This window comes from Frankia sp. CgMI4, from assembly GCF_001756285.1.
In the GTDB taxonomy this organism is placed as follows: domain Bacteria; phylum Actinomycetota; class Actinomycetes; order Frankiales; family Frankiaceae; genus Frankia; species Frankia casuarinae.
Map to the genome: position 1 here is coordinate 113,267 of NZ_MAQZ01000114.1, position 22,061 is coordinate 135,327.

At 68.7% G+C, this 22,061-nt stretch carries 24 protein-coding genes, 1 pseudogene and 1 riboswitch; of the genes and pseudogenes, 11 read left to right on the plus strand and 14 right to left on the minus strand.

Annotated elements, in window-relative coordinates:
* Positions 1-88: 88 nt before the first annotated feature.
* From Manayef4_RS19445 to Manayef4_RS19470, 5 genes and pseudogenes are all read right to left on the minus strand, one after another.
* On the minus strand, positions 89-673 hold the full coding sequence (locus tag Manayef4_RS19445) for a superoxide dismutase family protein (RefSeq protein WP_070132718.1): 585 nt from the start codon (positions 671-673) through the stop codon (positions 89-91).
* Positions 674-989: 316 nt separating this feature from the next.
* Positions 990-1,379 carry a type II toxin-antitoxin system VapC family toxin gene (locus tag Manayef4_RS19450; protein WP_011437264.1) on the minus strand — a complete coding sequence of 130 codons (390 nt, stop codon included), beginning with the start codon at positions 1,377-1,379 and terminating at the stop codon, positions 990-992.
* Positions 1,376-1,873: a type II toxin-antitoxin system prevent-host-death family antitoxin gene (locus Manayef4_RS26790; protein WP_349257458.1), complete on the minus strand. Its 498-nt coding sequence runs from the start codon at positions 1,871-1,873 to the stop codon at positions 1,376-1,378. Before Manayef4_RS26790 ends, Manayef4_RS19450 begins: the two co-directional genes overlap by 4 nt.
* Positions 1,815-2,468, minus strand: a pseudogene (bluB, locus tag Manayef4_RS19460) (5,6-dimethylbenzimidazole synthase); the annotation flags it as partial. The gene Manayef4_RS26790 and the pseudogene bluB, both read right to left, overlap by 59 nt.
* Positions 2,469-2,503: 35 nt before the next feature.
* Positions 2,504-2,702, minus strand: a riboswitch (cobalamin riboswitch).
* Between the two features lie 573 nt (positions 2,703-3,275).
* Positions 3,276-4,247: an Rpn family recombination-promoting nuclease/putative transposase gene (locus tag Manayef4_RS19470; RefSeq protein WP_083282568.1), complete on the minus strand. Its 972-nt coding sequence runs from the start codon at positions 4,245-4,247 to the stop codon at positions 3,276-3,278.
* A 443-nt stretch (positions 4,248-4,690) separates the two neighbouring features.
* Here Manayef4_RS19470 and Manayef4_RS19475 point away from each other — a divergent pair, with 443 nt between their 5' ends.
* From Manayef4_RS19475 to Manayef4_RS23480, 3 genes are all read left to right on the plus strand, one after another.
* Positions 4,691-5,068 carry a type II toxin-antitoxin system RelE/ParE family toxin gene (locus Manayef4_RS19475; RefSeq protein ID WP_070132722.1) on the plus strand — a complete coding sequence of 126 codons (378 nt, stop codon included), beginning with the start codon at positions 4,691-4,693 and terminating at the stop codon, positions 5,066-5,068.
* Complete coding sequence (locus tag Manayef4_RS19480; protein ID WP_011437269.1) at positions 5,065-5,394, plus strand: helix-turn-helix transcriptional regulator; 330 nt, start codon at positions 5,065-5,067, stop codon at positions 5,392-5,394. The genes Manayef4_RS19475 and Manayef4_RS19480 overlap by 4 nt, the downstream gene beginning before the upstream one ends.
* Before the next feature lie 111 nt (positions 5,395-5,505).
* A complete protein-coding gene (locus Manayef4_RS23480; RefSeq protein WP_254665747.1) occupies positions 5,506-5,946 on the plus strand; it encodes a transposase in 441 nt (146 codons plus the stop codon).
* A gap of 64 nt (positions 5,947-6,010) precedes the next feature.
* Here Manayef4_RS23480 and Manayef4_RS19485 read toward each other — a convergent pair whose 3' ends face one another.
* From Manayef4_RS19485 to Manayef4_RS19495, 4 genes are all read right to left on the minus strand, one after another.
* A complete protein-coding gene (locus tag Manayef4_RS19485; RefSeq protein WP_083282569.1) occupies positions 6,011-7,699 on the minus strand; it encodes an IS66 family transposase in 1,689 nt (562 codons plus the stop codon).
* 484 nt (positions 7,700-8,183) lie between these two features.
* The gene (locus Manayef4_RS24500; protein WP_139140152.1) at positions 8,184-8,408 is read right to left on the minus strand and encodes a hypothetical protein; all 225 of its coding nucleotides are present in this window, start codon (positions 8,406-8,408) and stop codon (positions 8,184-8,186) included.
* A complete protein-coding gene (locus tag Manayef4_RS19490) occupies positions 8,405-8,932 on the minus strand; it encodes an NUDIX hydrolase (protein ID WP_011437272.1) in 528 nt (175 codons plus the stop codon). Before Manayef4_RS19490 ends, Manayef4_RS24500 begins: the two co-directional genes overlap by 4 nt.
* Entirely contained in the window at positions 8,929-10,305 is a 1,377-nt protein-coding gene (locus Manayef4_RS19495) for a hypothetical protein (RefSeq protein WP_070132726.1), read from the minus strand. The genes Manayef4_RS19490 and Manayef4_RS19495 overlap by 4 nt, the downstream gene beginning before the upstream one ends.
* A 105-nt stretch (positions 10,306-10,410) precedes the next feature.
* Between Manayef4_RS19495 and Manayef4_RS19500 the strand changes: the two genes are divergently transcribed.
* Positions 10,411-11,130 (plus strand): haloacid dehalogenase-like hydrolase, encoded by a 720-nt coding sequence (locus tag Manayef4_RS19500; RefSeq protein ID WP_070132728.1) that lies wholly within the window; start codon positions 10,411-10,413, stop codon positions 11,128-11,130.
* Here the strand turns inward: Manayef4_RS19500 and Manayef4_RS19505 are convergent.
* Entirely contained in the window at positions 11,127-12,437 is a 1,311-nt protein-coding gene (locus Manayef4_RS19505) for a DNA-binding protein (RefSeq protein ID WP_254665748.1), read from the minus strand. The genes Manayef4_RS19500 and Manayef4_RS19505 overlap by 4 nt on opposite strands.
* 370 nt (positions 12,438-12,807) lie before the next feature.
* Between Manayef4_RS19505 and Manayef4_RS19510 the strand changes: the two genes are divergently transcribed.
* The 6 genes from Manayef4_RS19510 to Manayef4_RS19530 all read left to right on the plus strand — a co-directional run bounded on the left by Manayef4_RS19510 (position 12,808) and on the right by Manayef4_RS19530 (position 17,017).
* Positions 12,808-13,155 carry a hypothetical protein gene (locus tag Manayef4_RS19510; protein WP_011437277.1) on the plus strand — a complete coding sequence of 116 codons (348 nt, stop codon included), beginning with the start codon at positions 12,808-12,810 and terminating at the stop codon, positions 13,153-13,155.
* 44 nt (positions 13,156-13,199) lie between these two features.
* On the plus strand, positions 13,200-13,529 hold the full coding sequence (locus Manayef4_RS19515; protein ID WP_035733191.1) for a recombinase family protein: 330 nt from the start codon (positions 13,200-13,202) through the stop codon (positions 13,527-13,529).
* Positions 13,526-14,131, plus strand: coding sequence for an ATP-binding protein (locus Manayef4_RS23485; protein ID WP_023841129.1), 606 nt, complete (start codon positions 13,526-13,528; stop codon positions 14,129-14,131). The genes Manayef4_RS19515 and Manayef4_RS23485 overlap by 4 nt, the downstream gene beginning before the upstream one ends.
* 72 nt (positions 14,132-14,203) lie before the next feature.
* Positions 14,204-14,986, plus strand: coding sequence for a hypothetical protein (locus tag Manayef4_RS19520; RefSeq protein ID WP_035733189.1), 783 nt, complete (start codon positions 14,204-14,206; stop codon positions 14,984-14,986).
* Positions 14,970-16,811: a radical SAM protein gene (locus tag Manayef4_RS19525; protein WP_070132730.1), complete on the plus strand. Its 1,842-nt coding sequence runs from the start codon at positions 14,970-14,972 to the stop codon at positions 16,809-16,811. The genes Manayef4_RS19520 and Manayef4_RS19525 overlap by 17 nt, the downstream gene beginning before the upstream one ends.
* An 11-nt stretch (positions 16,812-16,822) precedes the next feature.
* Entirely contained in the window at positions 16,823-17,017 is a 195-nt protein-coding gene (locus tag Manayef4_RS19530; RefSeq protein WP_035912180.1) for a hypothetical protein, read from the plus strand.
* Between the two features lie 525 nt (positions 17,018-17,542).
* Here Manayef4_RS19530 and Manayef4_RS19535 read toward each other — a convergent pair.
* From Manayef4_RS19535 to Manayef4_RS19550, 4 genes are all read right to left on the minus strand, one after another.
* Complete coding sequence (locus Manayef4_RS19535) at positions 17,543-18,004, minus strand: flavodoxin family protein (protein WP_082456722.1); 462 nt, start codon at positions 18,002-18,004, stop codon at positions 17,543-17,545.
* A 429-nt stretch (positions 18,005-18,433) separates the two neighbouring features.
* Positions 18,434-18,760: a multidrug efflux SMR transporter gene (locus Manayef4_RS19540; RefSeq protein WP_023841168.1), complete on the minus strand. Its 327-nt coding sequence runs from the start codon at positions 18,758-18,760 to the stop codon at positions 18,434-18,436.
* Between the two features lie 49 nt (positions 18,761-18,809).
* Positions 18,810-19,670, minus strand: coding sequence for a hypothetical protein (locus Manayef4_RS19545; RefSeq protein WP_083282570.1), 861 nt, complete (start codon positions 19,668-19,670; stop codon positions 18,810-18,812).
* A complete protein-coding gene (locus Manayef4_RS19550) occupies positions 19,658-20,167 on the minus strand; it encodes a hypothetical protein (protein WP_049760948.1) in 510 nt (169 codons plus the stop codon). Before Manayef4_RS19550 ends, Manayef4_RS19545 begins: the two co-directional genes overlap by 13 nt.
* A gap of 797 nt (positions 20,168-20,964) precedes the next feature.
* Between Manayef4_RS19550 and Manayef4_RS19555 the strand changes: the two genes are divergently transcribed.
* Entirely contained in the window at positions 20,965-21,894 is a 930-nt protein-coding gene (locus tag Manayef4_RS19555; RefSeq protein ID WP_070132731.1) for a DMT family transporter, read from the plus strand.
* Positions 21,895-22,061 lie beyond the last annotated feature (167 nt).

Here is a 22,061-nt window from a genome sequence, read left to right on the forward strand (position 1 = left end):
CGGAGACTCTGACTGTGGCAAACCGGCTACGCGACCGCCGCCTTCGGCTTCGCCACAAGATAGCGAAGCGATCGGATCTAGGAAAAATTTAGGAGAACGGAACGGTGATGCAGGCCGCCCGCGGACCGGCGGATCCGGCTTCGCCGGGCATGCCACTCGTCCCGTGCTCGTGGAGCACGACGGCCCTGGCACCGCCGGCTCGGAAGTTCCAGTCGACGACGGCGAACGCCTGGCCGTTGCCGTCGGCGTCCGTACTGAAATCCAGCCAGACCTCGTTGTGTGGATTGGCGTACGCCGGATCGACAGAGGGTTGTACCGGGTCCGGCACGTTCTGGTAATGCGGCCCGGCCGCCGTACCCGTCGCGCCGCACGCCTTCTGATGAACATGCGCCCCGTACCTGTGGCCGGGCAGCAGCCCCTGAACCACCAAGCCCACCACGGTACGAGGTCCGCCGGCCGCCAGTACGACCGCCCCGGCGCCGACCGGAACGAGATGCCGGTCGTAGGTGACGGCCGCCGGTGGCTGCTTCTCGTTCCAGGTCGTGAACGCGACCGGCTCCGCGACGACCCTCGTGGCGCTCGGAGCCGCCGGTGCCACCGCCGAGGCCGCAGCGGCGAACAACGCGGTGARCAAGCCGAGGCCGGCCAGGGTGATCGACAGACGCCGTCGCATGAGGATCCTTTCAGCGGCTAGTTCAGTGGCTCGGGAACGCCGTTCACGTGGGACGAGCCTAGCCTGGCCACAGGTTTCGGGAATGCTCAACACGACCTGAACGGAAACGTGGGGCCGAACGGGGGTGCCCGGCTCACCATCCTCGGCGCGAATCCGAGGAAGTACCCAAGGACCGGGGCAGCACCGACGCCATATTTTGCTCGGACGCCACGTTTTGCTCAGGCATGGTCCACCCTTCCTCAGGCATGGTCCGCTCCCAACGCCGGCCACCGGCTCGGGCGAAGAAACCAGCCAGGCTCGGCATGCGCCCGGTGGCTCAGGCGGGCACAGCAACGGTCAGGCCTTCCTGGGCGGCGGCGGTCGACAGGCGCTTGTCGTAGCTGACGAAGACCAGTGACGGCGCATCGAGCCGGAGCGCCGTCGCGAGATGCAGGGCATCCAGCGAACGCAGCAACGGATCCGTCAAGGCCGCGGCGGAGACCATGATCGGTTGGTCGATGGGCACGAGCGTGATCCGCGACAGGACGTCGGGGATACGGGGAAGAGCGGCGGGGTCGCTGCGGCGCAACGCTCGGGTCACTTCGAGCATCACAAGCGCGGACGACACCGCGACGCCTGGCCGGACGGCAAGCCAGGAGCGCAGCGCACGCGTCCCACGCTCCGGATGGGTCAACTTCATCAATGCGCTGGAGTCCAGATAATTCAAGAAGATTCCCCGCGTAGCTCCGCCACCACGTCCACGGAGTCACGGCCGTCCCAGCTGCCCGTAGACGTCGGTTCAGGGAGATCAGCCAGGCTCGCGGTGGGGACGGTAACGCGCCCCTCGGCAACGAGTTGGTCCAGGTAGTCACTGCCCGTCTGCGTCAGTTCGGGCACCAGCCTCGCCCACGGTCGTCCGTTGCGAGTGATGACGATCGATTCTCCCGCGTGCGCACGGTCAACCCAGGTACCCACGGCGTGGCTGAGATCCCGCATGCTCACCACAGTCATACCTGAAGTCCAACAAGTGTTGGACACCCGCTGGCCCCTCGATTCCAGGATCAGCGGGAGCACCGTCCCCGGACGGCCACTCGTCCCCGGACGGCATCGCGCCCCCGGACGGCATCGCGCCCCCGGACGGCATCGCGCCCCCGAACGGCATCGCGCCCCAGCGCTCGGCGTGGACGGCGTCGGCGAGGGGACGCCGCCGGGCCCAGCCATGGCGTTCGAGGTCGGGAACGTGCTCAAGATGGGTTACCGGCCCGAGGCAGAGCCACGCCACGGGCCGGATGTCGGCGGGGATGGCGAGCAGATCACGAACGAACGGCTCCCGGTAGAACGACACMCAGCCCACCCCGAGGCCCTCGGCGGTTGCGGCGAGCCACAGGTTCTCGATCGCCAGGCACACCGAGTACAAGYCGGCGTCGGCAATGGCGTGCCGCCCCAGCACCGCCGGCCCGCCGCGGTGCGGATCGTAGGTCACGACCAGCGACAACGACGACTCCAGGATGCCGTCGATCCTGATCCGGGCGAACCGGGCTGCACGCTCACCGGCCAGGGCCCCGGCGAAGACGGCGCGCTCGCGGTGCACATGGGTGTGGAAGGCCCGCCGGGACCGCTCGTCGGTGACGAGGATGAAGTCCCAGGGCTGGCTGAGGCCGACGCTCGGCGCGGCGTGAGCCGCCCCGAGCACCCGGTCGAGCACGTCGGCGGGGATCGGCGCGCCGGTGAACTGGCCGCGTACGTCGCGCCGCCGGTGCAGGACATCGTAGAGGTCCGTGGGGCGGAGGTTCGTAGGGTGGCTGTCGGTGGGCATGGCAGRCTCCCGCTGTCCGGCCGCCCGCACGACGACGGGCGACGTCGATGCGGGGCCGGTCTTCGGACTTCCGGATCAACGCCGGCCGTCCGCCTTCCCGGACCCGAGGGCCCAGTGGCTGCGCGACGCGCATGGACGGCGACTTCCCGGTTACCGCGGCGGGCCCGTGCCGGACTTTCACCGGCTTCCCGATTCTCCCCGGTCCCCCGGGGCACCCCGCTCATGATGCCATTGGGGACGATACAGGATAAATCGACATACCAAGGTGACGGCGATCCGTCGACCGGTGAGTTTGGGGGACCTGAGCACGGTCTGCGGGAAGGTCATCCCGGTCTGGCAACGGAACAGGCGGCTCAAGGTACGTTCACTGTACGTTCACTCGCCCCGACGGTGGCGCCGAACTCGGCCCGAGTCCGCGGATCGGCGGGATCACCGGCCAGCGCCGCTGTGAGCGCGGCGACGCGGTCGTCGCGTGGTTGGGGYAGGCCGAGCCGTAGCTCGGTCACCTGCCGCAACGAGCGCAGCGGGACGGCTGTCAGGTCCGTCGCGGTGAGCGCCCGGATGATCTCCGCAACAGGGGGGGTACGGCTACCACGGTCGGAGCGGGGGACCCGAACGGATCATCCATGTCCGGGAAGGCCAGTAAGTGCATATGGGTGGGGGTGCGCCTGGTGCGCGTGGTCACCGACGCGATCCCCCGCGGCGACCCGGCCAACATCGCCGCGGCCGGGCTGAAGGCACGTCAGGACGCGTGCTCGTGCTGACAGGCAACCCGCGCGAAGAGAGCTACCGCGGCGTTGCAGCTGGTCAGAGGAAAAGCTGGTCGAGCGTGTCGGCGGTCAGGACGCGAGCGGTCCAGGTCTGGAGCTGGCCGGCGGAGGCGTCGTGCACGGCGGCGAGCGCGGCCTCGGGAAGCGGACCGAACTTGAGGGTCAACAGCTGGAGGAGCGACTCGACACGACCCTCGACGCGGCCCTCGACACGACCCTCGGCACGGAGCATCTCTGCGATGGTCATGTAGGCATCCTCCGCCTCAGGTCCAAGGCCGGCGATCAGGTCATGCAACTCGTCGCGGGCGTCCGCTTCTCCGACCAGCTCAATGTAACGCAGCAAAGTGGCGAACTCCTCCCTGCCATCCGGGCCGTCGAGGACCGCGCGCAGTTCGTCGACCCACGGTCGCAGGTCCTGGGCGAGCCGGGGGTTACCAGGGACGATCTTGAGGAGGAGCAGAGTGAGCCGCACCGAGTGCGTCAGCGGACGCTCCCGCAGCTCCCGCTCGTCAACGCGAACCAGGTCATCGAGCAGGAACYGGAACCGGGGCAGATGCTCCCGCCAGGCGCCGGCGAGGTCCGGAGCCAGGTCGACCAGGTCGAGCACCTGAGTCGGGGCGACCCACGCGTGCTCGTTGTGGTGCACGACCAGCGGGACCACCGCTGGCAGCCGGGCCGCTTTGTGATGGTCTGCCAGGTAGCGGTCCCAAACACGCACGACGTAACGCAGCATCCGGAACGCCATAAGCGGGTCGCTGCTGCTCTGGTGCTCGACGAGGACGTAGATGAACGCCTCATGGCCGTCAAGCGGAGCGGTGAAGAGCAGGTCGGTGTGCCRCCACCGCAGCGTGGCGTCGACCAGGCTACCGGGGACAATCGCCAGCCGGTCGAGGTCGAGGCGGGCCACAAGAGCCGCCGGCAGCGTCGCGCGCAGCTGCGACGCCGCGTTCGACGGCACACCGAGGACCCGGCGGAACACCGCGTCATGCGGCGAAGGCGGACTCGACATGGCGGCACCGTACCGGCGAACACCGACATCCCAGACGGCGCCGCACAGCTAGCTCCCGATCCACACGGCCAACGGGGGCGGCGCTCAAGCCGTCTGCCAGACTGGCGGCAACGATAGCGCCGAGTTCCCAGCACGCCTCGCGTACCGCGGCGTCCACTTCGCCGACGATCGACAGCGGCTCACGCCGGCGCTTCCACTTCAGCCCCGTGGTGACACCACCGCCGCGGATCGCGCCGGTGGTGYCGCTGTTGCCGCGCGTACGGCCGGCCTACGGTTGCCTCAAGCACGGGATAGTAGATCTGCTCGCAGATTTCACCGAAACTCGGGTACGCGACGTGRCCACGCTACGTGTCCGCGAGGTCGAGACACCACGGCCGGCCACGTAGAAGACAGCGAGCCCGGCGCCGCCGCTCCCACGTCCGAGGTCGAGAATTTGCTAAACTCTGTCTGTGGACGAATGGGAAGTCCGCGTGACGAACGAGTTCCTGGCCTGGGTCAACGAGCTCGATCCGAGGTCCAGGGCGCTCGTCGTCGACGCGATCGATCGRCTGGCCGATGCCGGGCCAAGCCTGGGYCGACCACTGGTCGACCGCCTGGTCGGCTCGGAGATCCACAATCTCAAGGAGCTCCGGCCAGCTTCCGCGGGCACCTCGGAGATCCGCGTCCTGTTCGTCTTCGATCCCTGGCGCTGCGCCATCCTGCTGATCGGTGGGGACAAGTCGGGCGACTGGTCCGGCTGGTACCGCACGGCGATCCCACGCGCGGAGACGCTGTACGCCGAGTACATGAAGGAACGGGAAGCCGAGGAGGGCAGCTCATGACCAGATTCCCCCGGTGGAACGACGTCCGCGCCGATCTGATCGCCGACGCCGAGGAGACCCTGACCGAGGCCCGCAGGCGCAACCAGGCCTACATCGACGGCCACCGCCTCGCTGAACGCCGCAGGCTCCTCGGCCTGACCCAGACCGAGGTCGCCGAGCACATGGGTGTCAGCAAGAGCCGGGTCTCCCAGATCGAACGCGGCGACGTCTCCACCGTCGACGTCATCGCCCGCTACGTCCAGGCCCTCGGCGGCCAGATCCAGATCACCGCCGTCTTCGGCGACGATCTCTACATCCTGCGCGGCACCGACACGCCCGCTGCGTGACAGGCAACAAACCACACCCCCGCACTGTCTGGAGCAAGCGGCCTGGGCCGGGTTTCCTCGGCGAGACAGGACAGAGCCGCAGGCCGCCACGGGCACGGACCTGGGGTCGACGTGGGCGAACACCGGTGGTGCGGGTACCCGGCCGGGCGGGTCCGGACGGGTGAGTGTGGTCGCCGATGGTCTGCTACCGCCCCGGGTGGCGGCCCAGGGCTGCTCTACCGGGCCCGGACCTGGCGTGGTGGCAGCGGCCGGAAAGGCATCGGCTGGCAGGRCTGCCGGGATCTGCTGGCCGCCGCGCACGCCCAGCTTCCCGGGGGCCGGATGATCCTGGTCTGGGACGGGGTGAACATCCACCGCCAGGCGGAGATGGCCGCGTTTCTCCAGGAACACGCCGATGGGGTGAGCGTGGTGGCGTTGCCGGCCTATGCCCCCGAGCTGAACCCGGCGGAGGGGTGTGGTCACAGATCAAGCGGACCGCGCTGGTGCACCTGGCTGCCCGCAGCCTCGACGCCATCACGATCATCCTATCGAGGCGTCGCTACGACCGTTTGACCCCGCCCCCAGTCAAGTGTCCATTCACGGGTGACGGCTTGAGCAGCCCCGTGTTGATGTTGGTTTAGGTGGCGAGAGYGTGTGTGGGGCTGGCCGCGCGCCTGGCTGGCATCCAGGGCGTACCGGCGAGGGCGAGGCGGATGGCGTCGACGGCGGTCAGGCCGTGGTCGCGGGCGGAGACGAGGTAGGAGCGCACGCGTAGGTAGGCGGCCATGGTGGGGGTGTGCCAGTAGCCCGAGACGGCCTGGTGGCGTTTCGGGAGGCGTATGGCCTGCTCGCTGGGGTTGTTCGTCCATGGGATCTTGAAGTCGGTGGTKAAGAGCCAGACCTGGTCTGCCTTCGCGGCGAGCCGGCGGGCCAGGACCAGGCCGGGATGGTTCTTCTCGTCGGCCCAGGGGCGGGACATGTTCGTCAGCTCGCCGATCCGGACGTCGGCGTCGTAGCGGGCCCGCAGCGCGTCGATCGCGGCCTGGCCGAGGCGGCTGTTCCCGGCGGCGCGGGCGGCGACGACCAGGCCGTTGGCCTCGCGGAGCAGGTCGATGAGCCGGCCCGCCCACTTCTGGACCTTCGGCGCGAGGATCAGCACCGCACGCAACGCCCTGATGAGATGGGCACAGCACAACTGCACGCCGGCGAGCGTGGGGTCGTACTGGTGCCAGCCGGCGTAGTCGTCGCGGGTCAGGTAGCCGTGCCAGCCGGTGAGGACGCCGGTGGCGTCGATCGCCCCGGACGAGCGGGAGCTGATCGCCGCATACCAGACCAGCCCGGGCGCCGGGGTGCGCACCACCAGCAGGTGCGGGGTGCCCGACAGGGCGGTGCCGGTGACCTCGTCACGATCCTTGCGCAGCACGTTGACGGGCGACTCGTCCCCGCAGAGCACCGGTTCGGCCCGCAGCGCCGCCTTCATCGCCTCGTCGAACCCGGCAGCCTGAAGATCCTGCGCGAGCCGCTCGTTCGCGCGGGCGACGAACCCGGACGAGACCGGCACCCCGAGCAGCGCGTGGATGACCATCGCGGCCCGCTCGACCGGCACGTTGCCCTCGGAGGCGAGCAGCACCGCCGCCGCGTTCAGCCGCGGCCCGTAGGACACGCCGCCCGCCGCCGCGTGCCGCACCCCCGGAACCACGGCGGTGGTGACCTTCGCGCAGCACGCGCAGCGCCGCCGCGGCAGCGCCCACTCGACCTTCTCCAGCACCGGTTCGAGCAGGTCCCAGACCTGCGCCCACTCGTCCGCCAGCACCCCCGCGCCGGACAGATCCGCCGCGCAGGACGAGCATTCCGACGGCGGGTCCGCCGATAACGACCGGTCCGGCGTCTCCTCCCGGGCCAGCCCCGCCCCCGGATGGCCCGGCTGCCCACCCGGCTTCCTGTCCTTCGACCGGACCCGCTCCGAGGACGCCCGCCGCTCGGCCTTCCGCTTCTCCCGCGCCCCGACCGGATCCTTCGACGGCGGCACCGAGGAGTTCGTACTGTCCATCGACAACCGCCGGCGCAGCTCGGCGAACTCGAGCTCAAGCTCCTCGACCCGCCGCACGGCCCGGTCCCGCTCGGCGCGCACCGCGCCAAGCTCCACCTCATGCCGCGCGGCCGAGTCCTCCACGACCCGACGCAGCCGCTCGTTGACCGACACCAACCGCTCGTTCGCCGCCACCGACGCGGCCTGCCCGACGGCGAGTTCCTCGATCCGCGCCTCGGCAGCCGCGAGACGCGACTCCCACGACGACGCGGACAGCTCAGCCACAACCCTGATCATCCACGCCCAGCCACCAGGATCAAGCAACGGCCACAGCACGTCCCCGCAACACAAACCCCAAGGTCAGCGGGCTACCCCGGCACACCCGTGAATGGACACTCTCTGGCGTCAAGGTACGGCGGTGTTGTTTTACCACTCGGCCGTCCCTGGCCCCCAGGGTGCTCCTCGCTGGTAGCCCTCAGCGGGTTTCTCTTTGGTGTCATACCAGGACAAGGGAAGTTGCGTGCCGAAATGGAGACCAGCTGTGAGGAGGGCGTCAATGTGTGTATTAGATACCATGAAGGCGCTCATGGCGGAGTTCCTTGTTTACTGTCCCTCTTAGCCGAGCACCGGCCGCGACCCCTTTGACTTGTAAGGGGAGGGGTAGGGTGACGAAAGGCATTGACCGACATCCGGATGCCCGGTAAGCTAAGAGTGAGTTTTTCCGTTAGTGCTTATTGCGGCTCCCGTTCCAGCGGGCAGCCGCTTTTTCATTTGCGCCGCTTCAGGGCGGCCGGATGCTCGGCAAGCGGCGGTGCCGGGGCCGCTTGCGACCACTCAGGACGCAATGCGTGACCTCGATGGCCAGGCAGACGACGACGAACATGCGCCAGGCTGCGCGGGCCAGCTCCACCGCCCAGGCTCGCGCGGAGTTGTCGAGGGCGGCAGGCTGGTGCAAAGTGCCTGTACTTCTGTTGAACGACCGTCCCAGCAGCGCCAGGACGGTCAACTATGGCCGTCCTGGAGGTAGCGGACACCTCCTCCGCCCAGCACGGCGAGTGCTACGTGTACCCGCCGCCATACATACGGCCGGAGTAGCTGGGCCGCCTCCTCCGGGGAGCAGAAGCGGACGGCCGCCAGCTCCGGGTCCACGGAGCGCAGCCCCTGCGCTTGCTGCTGGGTGAGGGCGCCGCCGTCGAAGACGAAGGCCAGCAGGTCATCCCACGGCCCATGCGGTGAAACCCAGTCCACGCACAGCAGGTCACCCACCTGCGGATCAAGACCGAGTTCTTCCTTCAGCTCGCGCCGCAGGGCGTCCCGCGGCGGCTCGTTGGCTTCAGCCATCCCGCCCGGTAGATCCCAATCCGGCTTGTATGTCGGATCAACCAGCAGGAGGCGGCCGGCTTCGTCGCGGATCAGAGCATCAGCCGATACCCGCTTGCGGGCCTGGCGGGCGTTGCCTTCGGCCAGGTGGGCGAACTCGGCGGCATCGCGGCCGGCGTAGCTGGCCTCCCACTCCTGTTCGATGTTCATGAAGCCTCAGCCGGCCGGGGTCGTGGCAACGTCGTGGTCATCCGCCCAAGAAAATTGGCTACGGGCCCAACAGCTCCGTGAGGTTCAAGCCGGTGGCCAAGGGCCCGAAGCTGGCCGACGACGCGATCGGATGCCAGATGCGGCGTCACGTCGAGCACCTGGCCGCCGGCTTCACACGCCCCCTCAAGGTCGCCGGCCCCAAGACGCACCGTGGCCAAGGTCAGGTTCCCGAAGGCCCGGCTACGAACCCGGTCGGGGCCTCGAAGCTCCAGCACGCGGGCAACCTGGCGCTCGGCTCCGGCAAGGTCACGAAGATCCCGCAAGCAAATGGCGGCCTCAGCGGCCAGCGCTGCTTCGTCGAATGGGCTCAGCCACTCGTGGCCACCGGTGGCGGCACGTGACAGTTCCAGTACGGAGGCCCGGAGGGCGGTCAAGCAGTCGGCCGGTGCTCCGGCCAAGGCGCTGCCCCTGGCCTTCATGGCATGAAGCCGGGTACGCAATGCGCCGCAGCCCGGATCATCCGGCACCAGGGCAAGGCCAGCCTCGGCCAGCCGGACGGCGTCGCGGGGACGGTCATCCTCCAAGGCTAGGTGACTCTGGCTCACGAGGGCTTGGGCACTCAGGGCTTGGTCGCCGGCGGCGGTGGCAAGGCCGAAGGCCTGCACGAAGTGCTGCCCCGCGAGGTCGCCCCGCTCGTCGTCGTAGGCCAGCCAGCCGGCCATGTCCGTCAGCGACGAGGCCGCCGAAAATACCGCCGACGGCGGGTGCTGGTGGCCCACCAGCTGCGGAGCAACTTCGGTCTGGATGAACCGCACTACCATTGGGTACAGCCGCCCGCCCCCGAGCTGGCGGTCGGCAGCCCGGAAGGCCAGGGCGGCGGCGCGGATCGTCTCCAGGGCTCCACCCTCGACGGTGGCAGCGATGGAGCCGTAACCCGGTCCACCCATCCAGGCCGGCGTGGAAGACGCCGCCAGGGGTACCCGCGGTTGCCCGGGAAGGTCGAACCAAAGCAGGGCAGGCGGCAGCCGAAGTGTCCTGGCCCAGTGCGTCAGGCGGTCCAAGTCCCGGATGGGCGGGCCACTCTCGATCCGGCTCACCTGGGCCTGGGTCAAATTGAGCCACCCACCAAGCCGCTCCTGGCTGATGGGCCGGCGGTGGTACGGGCTTTGGCGGTAGRCCACGGAGATCAGGCCGATGTGCTGGGCCGCGAAGGCGTCGCGGAGCTGATCGGTCTGCCAGAAGTGATCCGGAAGCGCCGGCGGGCCTTCGGCTTCCCGGCGGACTCGCCCCAGGCATCCGGTGCAGCGGGGGCCGGCGTTGTCGGCGGCCAGCCGGGTGCCGCACTCGCAGTAAGGCGCGGCCAGCTCCGGCATGTGATCGCTCCCGTGGGATGCCGCCTGGGTATCAACGTGATCGAGAGTGTAGCGGCCAAAAGTCCACCGGACGGGAGCCGGCGGTCACCACCCGCCGTTCCTTCGATGTGGGATCATGACCGGGTGACCGCACCGGCCCTCATCCTTTGGGACGTCGACCACACCCTGCTAGAGATCAAGGGCGTCAGCCGGGACATCTACGCCCGCGCCTACCAGCTGGTAACGGGCAGCCCCATGGAACAGCTGGCCGACATGACCGGCCGCACGGAGCGGGCGATCATTATCGAGACGCTCCAACTCGGCGGGATCACCGAGCCGGAGCCGCTGCTACCGGCCTTCTACGACGCCCTGGGCGAGGCGGCCCGGCAGCTCCAGGACCGGATGCGGGGCGCCGGCCGCAGCCTGCCCGGTGCTGGGGAGGCCATCGCGGCTCTCGTTGCCGATGGTGTTGTGCAATCTGTCGTGACGGGCAACCTGCACTCCATCGCCGAAGTCAAGCTGGCCGCCTTCGGGCTCACGGAGCATCTAGACCTGGCCGTGGGCGGCTACGGCGACGACGACAGMGACCGGGCCGTGTTGGTCCGGCTGGCGGTTAAGCGGGCCGAGGCCGCCCACCAGGTGAGCTTCCCCCGRCCCAGGGTGGTGGTGATCGGGGATACGCCGCACGATGTCAAGGGCGCCCACGATGCTGGTGTGCGGGCGGTGGGCGTTGCCACCGGCGGCAGCACCGTGGCGGACCTCGAGGCCGCTGGGGCCGAAGCCGTTTTGCCGGACCTCACCCGGCCCCGCGCCCTCCAAGCGGCCGTCTTCGGCCTCGTGGGCTAACTGCCGGGGCCAGCGGTCGCCAGGCGGAACCGCTCGCCGAAGTCCCGCGCCGCGGGCACGGTGCCGAAGGGCTCAAGCCCGTCCGCAAATTCTTTCAGGCGCAGAGCTACCCGCGTCGAGCCGATGGCTTCGCTCAGGGAGAGGGCATCGGCCGCCGTCTGGCAGGCCTGCTCAACGTCGCCCGCCTTCAAGTGGCACTTCGCCAGCCGGGACAGGTAATGCACCTGGTCCCGGATGCGGTGGGGTGTGCGCTGGGTAAGCAGGCCAATGGCCTGCGTCAGCGCCGAGGCGGCCTCGCCGGTTTGGCCCAGTTCCAGCAGGCAGGCGCCTTCCTGGGCGGCTACCTCTACCTCGTCGACGTAGGACACCCACATGGGCTCGTCCCGGTGGCCGGCGGCCTCGAAGTCGGTACGGGCGGCGTCCAAGGTGCGGCGGCAGCCGTCCTGGTCGCCAACGCCGGCCTGGGCCCGAGCCAGGCGGGTACCCAACATCGTCTTGGTCAGCGGCGTAAGCCCGRCCGTCCCGGAGGCGAGCGCGGTTTGCGCTAGCGACAGCGCCGGCCCCCGCCGCCCCCGGTAGGTCTCCTGAAGGCTCATATAACCCAGGGCGCTGGCGGCCAGGCCCGGTTCGTCGCTCTCATGGGCCACGTAGATGGTGGTGGTGAAGTAGCGGCGGGCCTGGGCGTGGTGGTCAGCGTCCAGCGCCAGCCACCCCGTCATCTGGGCGAGCTGGCCGAAAGCGAGCAAACCATCACCGGGGTCCTGCTCCACCRTCACGGCCATCCGGGCCACGTACCGGGATAGGGGCAGATACAGGCTGTCGCCGCCCAACTCGTCGTCAAGCTGCAAGAACAATTGCAGCAGCAGTTCGGCGCTCTGGCCCGTAGTCATGCCCTCGAAGGCGGAAATGCCGATGGTGGGGCTACGGGTCTCGCCGGCGGCCAACGGGAGGCGCCCAGCCGTCAGGCTGCCCAGCAGCGCCGGCAGGTCCGGCCCCGCGGGTACCGGCGGCGTCGGGGCCGCCGCTACAGGTGCGGGGCGCTGCTCGGGGAGCTGGAACCACAGCAGATGAGCGGGGATGCGCAAGGTGCGCGCCCACATCATCAGCCGGTCCAGGTCCTTGATCGGCGGGCCGGACTCGATGCGGGATAGCTGCACCTGGGAGAGGTCGGCCCAGCCGCCAACCAGTTCCTGCGCCAGCACCCGGCCGTGCCAGGGGTTGCGGCGGTAGGCGGCGATCACCCGGCCCATGTGCCAGCTGGCCAGGGCGTCGCGTAGTTCATCGGTCTGCCAGAAGTGATCAGGCACCACCGGGGCCTGAAGGCGCAGCTGCTCCTGTTTGCGCTGGCAGGGGGCACAGGACCCGGCCGCGTTGTCGCGGGCGAGACGGCTCCCGCAGGAGCGGCAGTACCGGCCTGATGCCCTGCCCATGCCCCCGGCCGCTTCCACTCGTGGTCATCCAAGTGCGCTCGGCAGCAGTGTAAAGGGGCATTGGTCACGCCAGGTGGGGAACTGGAGGCGGCACGTATAGCCGTCATACATGGCCCGGCATGGCCGCATCCGTCCCGCCCGCTCACGCTGAGGACCAAGGCGCCCGGGGCCGGGTAGAGGACCCTGCTCCCCGGCCTCGGGCGCCCGTCCACATCAGTGGATCTTCCTGCCAGGATTGGAGGCACCGGTGGATGCAAACACCGGAAGGCAAGACTCCGTACTGGGGCCGCTGGGCAGTGCGGCGCTGCGGCTCATCGCCGAAGGGCTCGGGGCGGCGTTGGGACGRCTGGAAGCCGCTGGCGTCGTCCTCGCTTGCGACGCGGGCGACCTGCCCACCACCGCTGTACAGCAGGCAGCCTTGGAAGAGCGAACCGAAGCCGTCACCGCGGAACTGCGCCGGTTGCACGGCGAGGCGCGGCGGATGCTGGCCCGCCAGCGCCGCACCCCTGCCGCTAGCCTGTCCCGCCGGGCCTTCCTCATCTGGCCGGGGTTCCTTCCGAGCAGCCAGGCCACCACCCGCTTCACCGCCTCATGAACGGCCGCCCGCCGTCCTCGGCGGAGTGCCAGTCGGCGCGGACGGTGTACGGCTACATCAGCTCCGAGCACGCCGACGAAGCCGAAATCGACCGGCTCCACGACCAGCTCACCGCCCACGCGCAGGCCGAAGGCTTGGCCCTGGCAGAAATTTTTGTCGACCGTTCCATTCCCCCGGGGCGCATCGTGCGTCCCGGCCTCACGGTCCTCCTCGAAGCCGTCATGAGGTCGGAAGCCGCCGGGGTCCTGGTGGCAAGTCTCGATCACCTCTCTCCCTTGCCCGCCGTCCGGCAGGCCATCGAAGTGGAGATCGAGGTGTTGGGCGCGCGGGTGCTCACCGTAACGCCCGCCGTCCCTTCGCCGAGGTCGACATGAACCTTCCGGCCAGYACTGCACCCCAGCCAGCCGCTCACCTGCGCGCGAGCGTCCACCAGTTCACCACCACCACCACGGCCCCGGCCTTGGCGCGGCAAGCGGCGGCCGAGCTGCTGGAGGACTGGGGGCTTACAGATCTTCTCGACACCACGGCCCTGTTGATTTCAGAACTCATTACTAATGCCGTCCGGGCCACCCAAAGTTCCGGCGGCGGCTCAAGGCCCATCGTATCCATGCGCATCAGTTGGGCCGCCGGGAGCCTCATACTTGAAGTCTGGGATCGCAACCCGAAGCCGCCCGAACTTCAGGTTCAGTATCTTCACGGTGAGAGTGGCCGGGGCCTTCACATTGTCGAAGCCCTGAGCACGGCGGCAGCCTACTACCCATCACCCACCGGAGTTGGCAAAGTGACCTGGTGCCAGATTGAGGCACCGGCACCGCCCGAATCCCAGGAGTCGCACCCGCTTCTCCCGCACCGTCGGGCTACGGTTGCACGTGCCGATCCTGGGTTGGTTTTCGATGACATGGCAGTTCTAAAACGGGTGCTCGCTGGCCTGCAAGCCCTGGACAGTCGCCTACCCCGGAGTGACGCCATGAGATAATAGCGCCAATATCTTCGCCCAATACCGTCGTACTTCCGGAGTTTCCTCATGCCGTTTGCCGCAGACCGCTGGATGACCGAGTACCCCGCCTGGCTTCCCGCAGCAGATGGGGTACGCCGCGTATTTGCGTTGCCTGGCGGCCCGGTCTTGGCGGAGGTTCACGGCGGCAAATTGACGCTCGCGGCACTGGGCGATGAGGCGGCGGAGCCGCTGGCGGATGTCTTCGGCTTGCCGGAGGGAGCAGCTAGCGAAGTGCCGGAGCTCGCCAAGGAGCTGGCTGGCCTCGGGCTGGTGGGACGTTTCCGCAACCCCTCGCTGTGGGAGGCCCTAGCGACCGCGATCTTGCGTCAAGTCATCCGGGCGGGGCAATCCAAGAAGCTCTACCGGGCACTATGTGCGGCCCACGGCGAGCAAGTGGCGCTGCCGGACGGTGGCGCGTTCGGCCTGTTTCCGAGCCCCGAAAAAATCCTAGAGCTAGACGACGAGCAGTACGGAGAACTAGGGCTAGCTTTCAAGCGGCCAGCGCTGCGGGCCGCCGCTACGGCCTACCTGGCCCACGGCGAAAACTGGAACCGCCTACCCCTGGCTGCCCTGGTCGACGAATTGCAAAGCGTCCAGCGGATTGGCCCTTGGACGGCCGGCGCTGCTGTTGCTGACTACACCAATACCTGGGACCTCTACCCCTACGCCGATCTGGCCGTACGCACGTGGGCGGGGCGAGCTGCCCCAGCGCACCATTGGTTCAACAATGAGCGTGCCTTCGGTGCCCAGTGGCGGCATCTGGCGGGGGAACACCTATCAACCTTGACCATACTGACCCTCGCTTGGGGTTCATACCGTGGAGACATTGGATGACGGCCCCGTCCTGGGCGCCGACCTGAACCAGCCGCTCGACGCCGTTTTTATTAACGCCCCGCTGCGTGACTACGGCGTCCGCCCACGGGTAAACGACTTCACGTTGCCCGTGTTGGGCATGGCCTACATCGCAACCTACGCGGCGGCCCAAGGCTTCAACGTCGGCGTGCTCGACGCCGAGGCTTTGGGGCTCGGCGTCAAAGAGACCTATCAACTGGTGAACCGCCTCGGACCGCGCTGGGCCGGTTTCAACCTCCTGGCCCCCACCTACGAGGTGAGCGCCGAAATCGCCGCCGGCTTGGACCGGGACATCATGGTCATGATCGGCGGGCACCAGGCCAAGGCCATGCCTGCCGCCATCATCACCGACCCCCGTTTCGGGGCGCTGGAGGCCCTGGTGCTGGGCGAGGGCGAGACCCGCGTGGCTGAGCTGTTGCAGGACAAACGCTCCCGCGCCGACCTGCCCGGCGTGATGTGGCTCGATCCCATCCTTCGCCAGCCTGTCACCGGCGGCCGTCCGGGCGCGGGCCACCACCTGAGCCCGGATGTGGACCGCCTGCCCTTCGTCGACCGCCGGTTTCTGGTGGGCGACCCGTACCAGGCGCCAGACGGCCGCGTCGAGGCCAACATGGTCGGTGCCCGCGGGTGTCCTTACGATTGCTCCTTCTGCGGCGCTGCTGTTAGCGCCAACCCAGACATCACCATCCGCACCCGCACCCCGGCCGGCATCATCGCGGAGATGGAGGTGCTGCACGCCACAGGCGGCGTGACCGCCTTCCGCTTCGTCGATGATCTTTTTCTCGGTTACGAGCGGTTCATCCGCCAGTGCATGGAGGCCTTCACCGCCGCTCGCCTCGGGGACCGCTTCGTCTGGGACGCCACCGGCCGCATCAACATCCTGCATCGGGTCGACAACGCCCTGTTGGATGTGCTGGCCGCCAACGGCCTGCGCGAAGTTGCCCTGGGCGTCGAGTCCGGCAGTGAACGGCTCTTGAAGTACATGGGTAAGCGGATCACCCCGGACATGACCCGCTCCGTGGTCCGCCGCCTCAACGAGCGCGGCATCTCGGTGAAKGGCTACTTCATCTTGGGCTTCCCCACCGAGACGCGGGAGGAGCTGGCGGCCACCGTCCGCCACGTCAGGGAGTTGTGGGAGGTGGCCGACGGCCAGCMGGGGAACTTCCGGGCCTCCGTCTTCGAGTTCCGCCCGTATCCGGGGACGCCGGAGTGGGACCGCATCGTGGCTACCGGCCGCTACCAGCCCGCGCAACTGCTGGCCTACACCGCCGTTGACCTCACCGAAGGCGGGCTCGACGAGGCCATGCGCGGTCGGGATGAGTTCAACTTCTCCGTGAACATCCAATTCGGGGAGGCCACCGTGGATGAGGTGCGTGCGGCCCTGGTGGAGCTGTCCCGCGAGCAGCCGGRCATGCTCCGTCCTCAGCTCCGCGAGCTCGACTCGCAGACGGCCGTTCTCCACCAACACATCCGCCAGCGCCTCACCACCAGCAACGCCGCAAACACCCGACTCGACAACCGCCACGCACCGCAGCAAACCATCCCGACCAGCGAACCGTCACCCACGRAGACCATCAGGCCACACCCAGTCCCCCCAGCCACCGCCAACGTCGATCAACTCAACGGGACTTCCGACTACGTACGTCCGACTGGCACCACATGGCCGGGCCCTGGGATCGGCCACTCGACGCCATCGCGGTGGGCTCCCATGGACGAGCCCACCAGGAACTGTTCGTCCTCGTCGAGGGCGAGGTCTGGCACCGCTGGTGGATGCCCGAACCGCAATGGTCCGACTGGCACAAGCTAAMCCGCCTGGGCATGACAGCGACGGACATCGCGGTGTCCTCCCTCACCGAAGGTCACCTGGAGGTATACGCGCTCGACGCCACCGGCCGGATGCGACACCGGTGGTACTGGCCCGAGCCCGGCTGGTCGGACTGGACGGACATGACCACTCCACGCGACGACACCACGCCCCCACACATGCCGCTACCGGAGCAGAGCAGCGCCTGACCGTCGCTTCCGACACGACCACCCGCCCCGTGCGGACCGGKTGGCTCACCGCCATCGCCGCCGGCTCCCACTCCGACCGCCACCAAGAGCTCGTTGGTATAGACCGAGACGGCACGGTTTGGCATTCATGGAACTGGCTGTGCGACGACGGCCTGCCGAACTGGCAGGCCTGGTCCACCTGGGACCCCTGGCACGCAATGCCTCCCGTCCGCTGACGCGTCCAGACAGCACTCGCCTTCGGCCGGTCCCTCCAGGTCTCTTCATCAGGCTGGCCGCTGCCGTGGCGCCGAACTCCCGACAGGCCTCGCGTACAGCGGCATCTACCTCGCCGATGGTCGACAGCGGCTCCCGAAGGCGCTTCCACTTCAGCCCGGTCGCGATGGTCTCGACCCCACGGATCGCACCGGTCGTGTCGCTGTTGCCGTGGACATACAAGGCGTACGGCCGGCCGATGGTCGCCTCAAGCACGGGAAAGTAGGTCTGGTCGCAGAACTTGCACAAAGTCGCATGCGTCGGATGGTTACACTACGTGTCCGCGAGCGTGGCCGCCATGGTCGCGCCCAACTCCCAGCATGCTTCGCGGGCAGCAGCGTCGAGCGCTCCCACCACCGTCAGCGGCTCCCGCAAGCGCTTCCACCGCAGCCCCGCAGTGATCGTCTCGACTGATCGCACGGCGCCGGTGGTGTCGCTGCCGCCGTGGACGTAGAGGGCATACGGCCGGCCGACGATTGCTTCAAGGCAAGGATAATACACACCATCAAAAAAGTGCTTCAAAGCGCCCGACATATAGCCGATATTCGCCGGAGTACCAAGAATATACCCATCGGCAGCCAACGCATCCGAGGCCGTGGCTGAGAGTGCCGGCCGCACCTCAACCTCTACGCCCTCGATCTCGTCCGTCCGAGCACCCGACAGAACCGCCTCCAGCATTTCCTGCATGGTCGGGGACGGGGTGTGATGGACCACCAGCAGCTTCGCCACAGCCATACCCTACCAAGCTAAGGCCCACCCCCTCATACGAGAAGGTGGGCAAGTGGTTAGGGACAGGTACACGGGCTATATACCCAGACGCGCCTCCGTGCAGCATCATGGCCGGCAAGGTGGTGGATCGCATCCATGTAGCGCGATGCCGCTTCCATATCCCCGAAGCGGTGATGGGGAGAGGTCCAGCCGCCCGGTTCCCGGTAGGCGAGATGAACCTTCACATCCACCGGAATTGGTAGGGCCTCAATCTGGGGAGCCGGATACCCTAAGCGCGCCACACGACGTCCAAGCGGTCGGGGTCAGACTGACTGAACCGCCCCGGTCTCCACCGAACCCGGGGCGGTTCACCCGGAGCGGCCACACAAGACACGCTCTTAATATAACTACCCGCGCTTTGACCGACCGAAAAACCCGCTACCAGCTACCAGCTGGTCAGCGGCGGGCACCGCTAAGCTGGAGACCGACCACTCCGACGATGACGAGGACCAGCGAGGCGACCTTTAGCGCGTTCATCGATTCGCCGAAGACGGCCGCGCCAATGACGGCCATGGCCGCGGTGCCGGCCGCGGACCACACCGCGTAAGTGAAGCCGATCTCCAGATGCTGCAACACTCGAGACACGAAAAAAAATGACAGCGGATAGCAGACACAGACCATCAGGGTCGGCCAGAGCCGAGTGAACCCGCTGGTCTCCCGGAGCGCCAGCGTTCCAGTGATCTCCAGCACTATAGCGACGATAAACTGCACGATGACGGCCACACCCGGACGATATCGGCGCGCCGGATGGCCGTCACCCCGGCCAGGGAGTTCAACCCGTTCGGCTCGTCGATCGGCTGGCGGTCACCAGTAGCGGGATGCCGACCCCGTGCCGGGCACTCGCCTCCGCGAGCAACGCGGCCAGCCAGCCCAGCGCGTCCAACGTCCACTCGGCGAGGGCCCCCTGGAAGGTGACCCGGTGCCGAGCAGGTCCCTGCCACAGTTCATCGATGACGGCGGGTTCCAGCACCGGATGGTCGTCGTTCGCCGGAGAGAGCGAGTCATCCGAGAAGACGTGCTGGTCGAGTTTGCGCAGCCAGTCGAGCATCGCGGGGGCGGYGGAACGGATGGCCGGGTCCTGCCCGCCGTCCACCGTCACCCGCACCCGCGTTCTGTGCCGCGGGGCGCAGTCGGCGAACCAGCCGGCATCCTGCAGTAGACTTCCCACGGCGGGTGTCCGTGGCGAGATCCCGAGGCCCTCCACCGGCGACACCTGCACCGGCAGCAGGAGCTGCACCGGCAGCAGGAGCTGCACCGCCGTCAGCCGCAGCGTGCCGATCCGCGCCACGACATCGTCCGCGCAGGCCAGGAACGGCTGCACCGGCAGGGGGCGGCGGTTCGGGACCGGTTCGGTCAACGACACCTGGAACCAGGCGGCGCGGGACGGCGACGCCCCGGCGGCGGCAGGCCGGTCCTGCCCGGCATCGTTCATCCCCCACAGGCCGCCGGAGGCGTCCGGCATGGCCTCGGTGAGCCAGCCCAGCGCGGACGACCTCGCGACGAACAGGCTGTACGCGTCGGAGGATGCGACGAAGGGATCCCGCCACGGGTGCGGCGCCAGCTCGCCGTACAGGGAGGCGAACAGGGTGCCGGCGGGCCCGGCCGCGTCACCCTCGTGCACTACCGCCGGCACCTGATGTTCCGACCCGTCGTGACGAGTTTGTTCGGGTCGTCGGGCACGCCCACCAGATCCACGTCGATGACGCTACGCCACCCTGTCAGACTGCCGCTCCTGCAGTGGCCCCGCCCGGTCGCCCGGTTTCCGGCGCCGCCGCCGGACTTCACCGTCGACCGGCCCACCGCGCCGACGTTCCGCCACGTGCCGTCGCTGTAGTACTCCTGCAGCTGGACGGTGACGACCGCCTTGGTGACGTCGCAGTCGATGTTGACCCACCAGCCGTGTCCGGACGCCTCATGAGCGGAACTGGAGACGTGTACGTCGTCGCCTCTGGTCTCGAAATAACACACCCGCGCGGATTTCGTGATGCCGGCTGGGGAACTCCTGCCCCGCAGGCCATCCGCGCCGACCGCGCCAGCCGCGACCGCGGAATCCGGGACGGGCGCGGGTACCGGCCCCGCCGGCGCCGCGATCGCCGCGGTCACCGAGATCTGCGACGTTCCGATCAGCACGGTGCTCGCAATRCAGGATCCCACAGCGAGCCCACGAAGAGAGTGACGCACAAGCGCACCTCCGAATCTGGTAGAGCAGCGGAAAGAATACCACGTGCCCGGGACGGAAATTGACGACACGCACGGCACCGGCCCCACCGATCCCATCCGGTGCCGGTGGTCACAAAAAAAATTGCATCGCCGCCATGCCGCGTCAAGCAGGCAGCCGTCCACCCGGCCCGTGTCGGACCCTACCGGTCGCCGACGGAAATCTTTTTCACATGGCAGACGAAAACGGCTCGCGCAGGCGTTTCTAATTCAGCCCCGTGGTAATCGTCTCGATGCCGCGCACGACGCCGCGCACGACGCCGGTGGTGTCGCTGCCGCCATGGGCGTGGAACGCGTACGGCCGGTCGGCCGTACGCCGCGCTCCCGTCGGTCTGGAGCGATCCCGCTTCCGTGGACCGGGGGTGTGAGACGGCTACGCCGAGGCCCGGCGAGCAGGACGTTCCCGCTCGGATCACACCGGCGCCCACCAGCCGGGATACATCACATCCGGTTCCCCGGGCCGGTACATTACGGCCATCGTGTCCAACATGCGCGGTCCAGGCGATGCGCCGCGGCGGCTCGACCGGCCGCTCGGCGGCGTACACCCGGTCCCGGCGGTCCCGGCGGTCCCGCTGTCTCCGACGCTCCCCGACGAGGCACCCAGCCCGATGAGTACGCCCGCGCGGGGCGGCCGCCATCCCGCCGGCGCGTCCGGCCGCCCGCCGGYAGCCGCCCCGCGGGCCGGCTCCGCCTGACGGACCGAACGATCCGTGTTGCTCTTCATCCCGCTGGCCCTGTGCGCCGCGTTCCTGCTCGCGTCGTCCGCGGCTCTGCAACAACGCGCCGCCGGACGCAGCCGGTTCGCCGCCCGTGACGACCGGACGCACGCGCTGCCCGGAATGGGGCATCTGGTCGACCTGGCACGCGAACCGATGTGGCTGCTGGGCTGGCTGACAAACGTCGCCGGGTTCTTCACCCAGGCGCTCGCCCTACACCTTGGTTCCCTCGCCGAGGTGCAGCCCCTCATGGTCACCMAGTTACTGTTCGCGCTCCCGCTGGGCCTGGTCCGCACCCATCTACGGATGGCGCGGGGAGCATGGTGGGCGGTGGCATCGATCTGCGCAGGCCTCGCGCTGCTCCTCACGGTCCAKGGACGCCTACCCGCCCATGCTCCCCTGGACGAATACCGGCTGGCGCTGACCATCCTCGCGATCATTGCCCTCGCGGCGACGCTGACGGTCTTCTCCCGCGGCCGGYGACCAGCAATGCGTGCGGCGATGCTCGGAGTCGGCGCCGGGCTGTTCTTCGCGCTGAGCGCCCTGCTGATGAAGCAGGCCACCGACGAGACCCTGAACGAGGGGATCGCTACCACCGCGACCCACTGGTTCGCCTACGCCCTGTGCGGAGTCACGATGGCCAGCCTCGTATTCGGGCAGATGGCGTTCGCCGTGGGTCCGCTCGCGCCGACCGTCACCGCCATGAACATCACCAATCCGACGGTCTCCTACACTCTCGCCGTGCTCGTCTTCGGGGTACCCGCCCCGGACACCCCCGGGGTTATCACGGGTGTCACGGTGGCGGCTCTGCTGGTCGTGGGCGGGGTCGTCCTRCTCGCCCGCTCGCCCGCCCTGCCACGCCCCACCCGTCGCCTGCCTGACGTCTCTCGCCACGATGCCCCCGCCCCGATGCCCCCCTCCTGATGCCCCCCTCCTGGCGGGCGACGAGGTCGAACTGTTACCGGTACTCGCGGAAGTCCAGCCTCCGGCCATCGAATGGTTCGCGCTGGAAGGGCTGCACCTGACGAGCGGGAGTCTCAGCGCCTGGCGACGGCAGGTTCGATCATCTCCTCGGCGGGGCAGGACGTCCG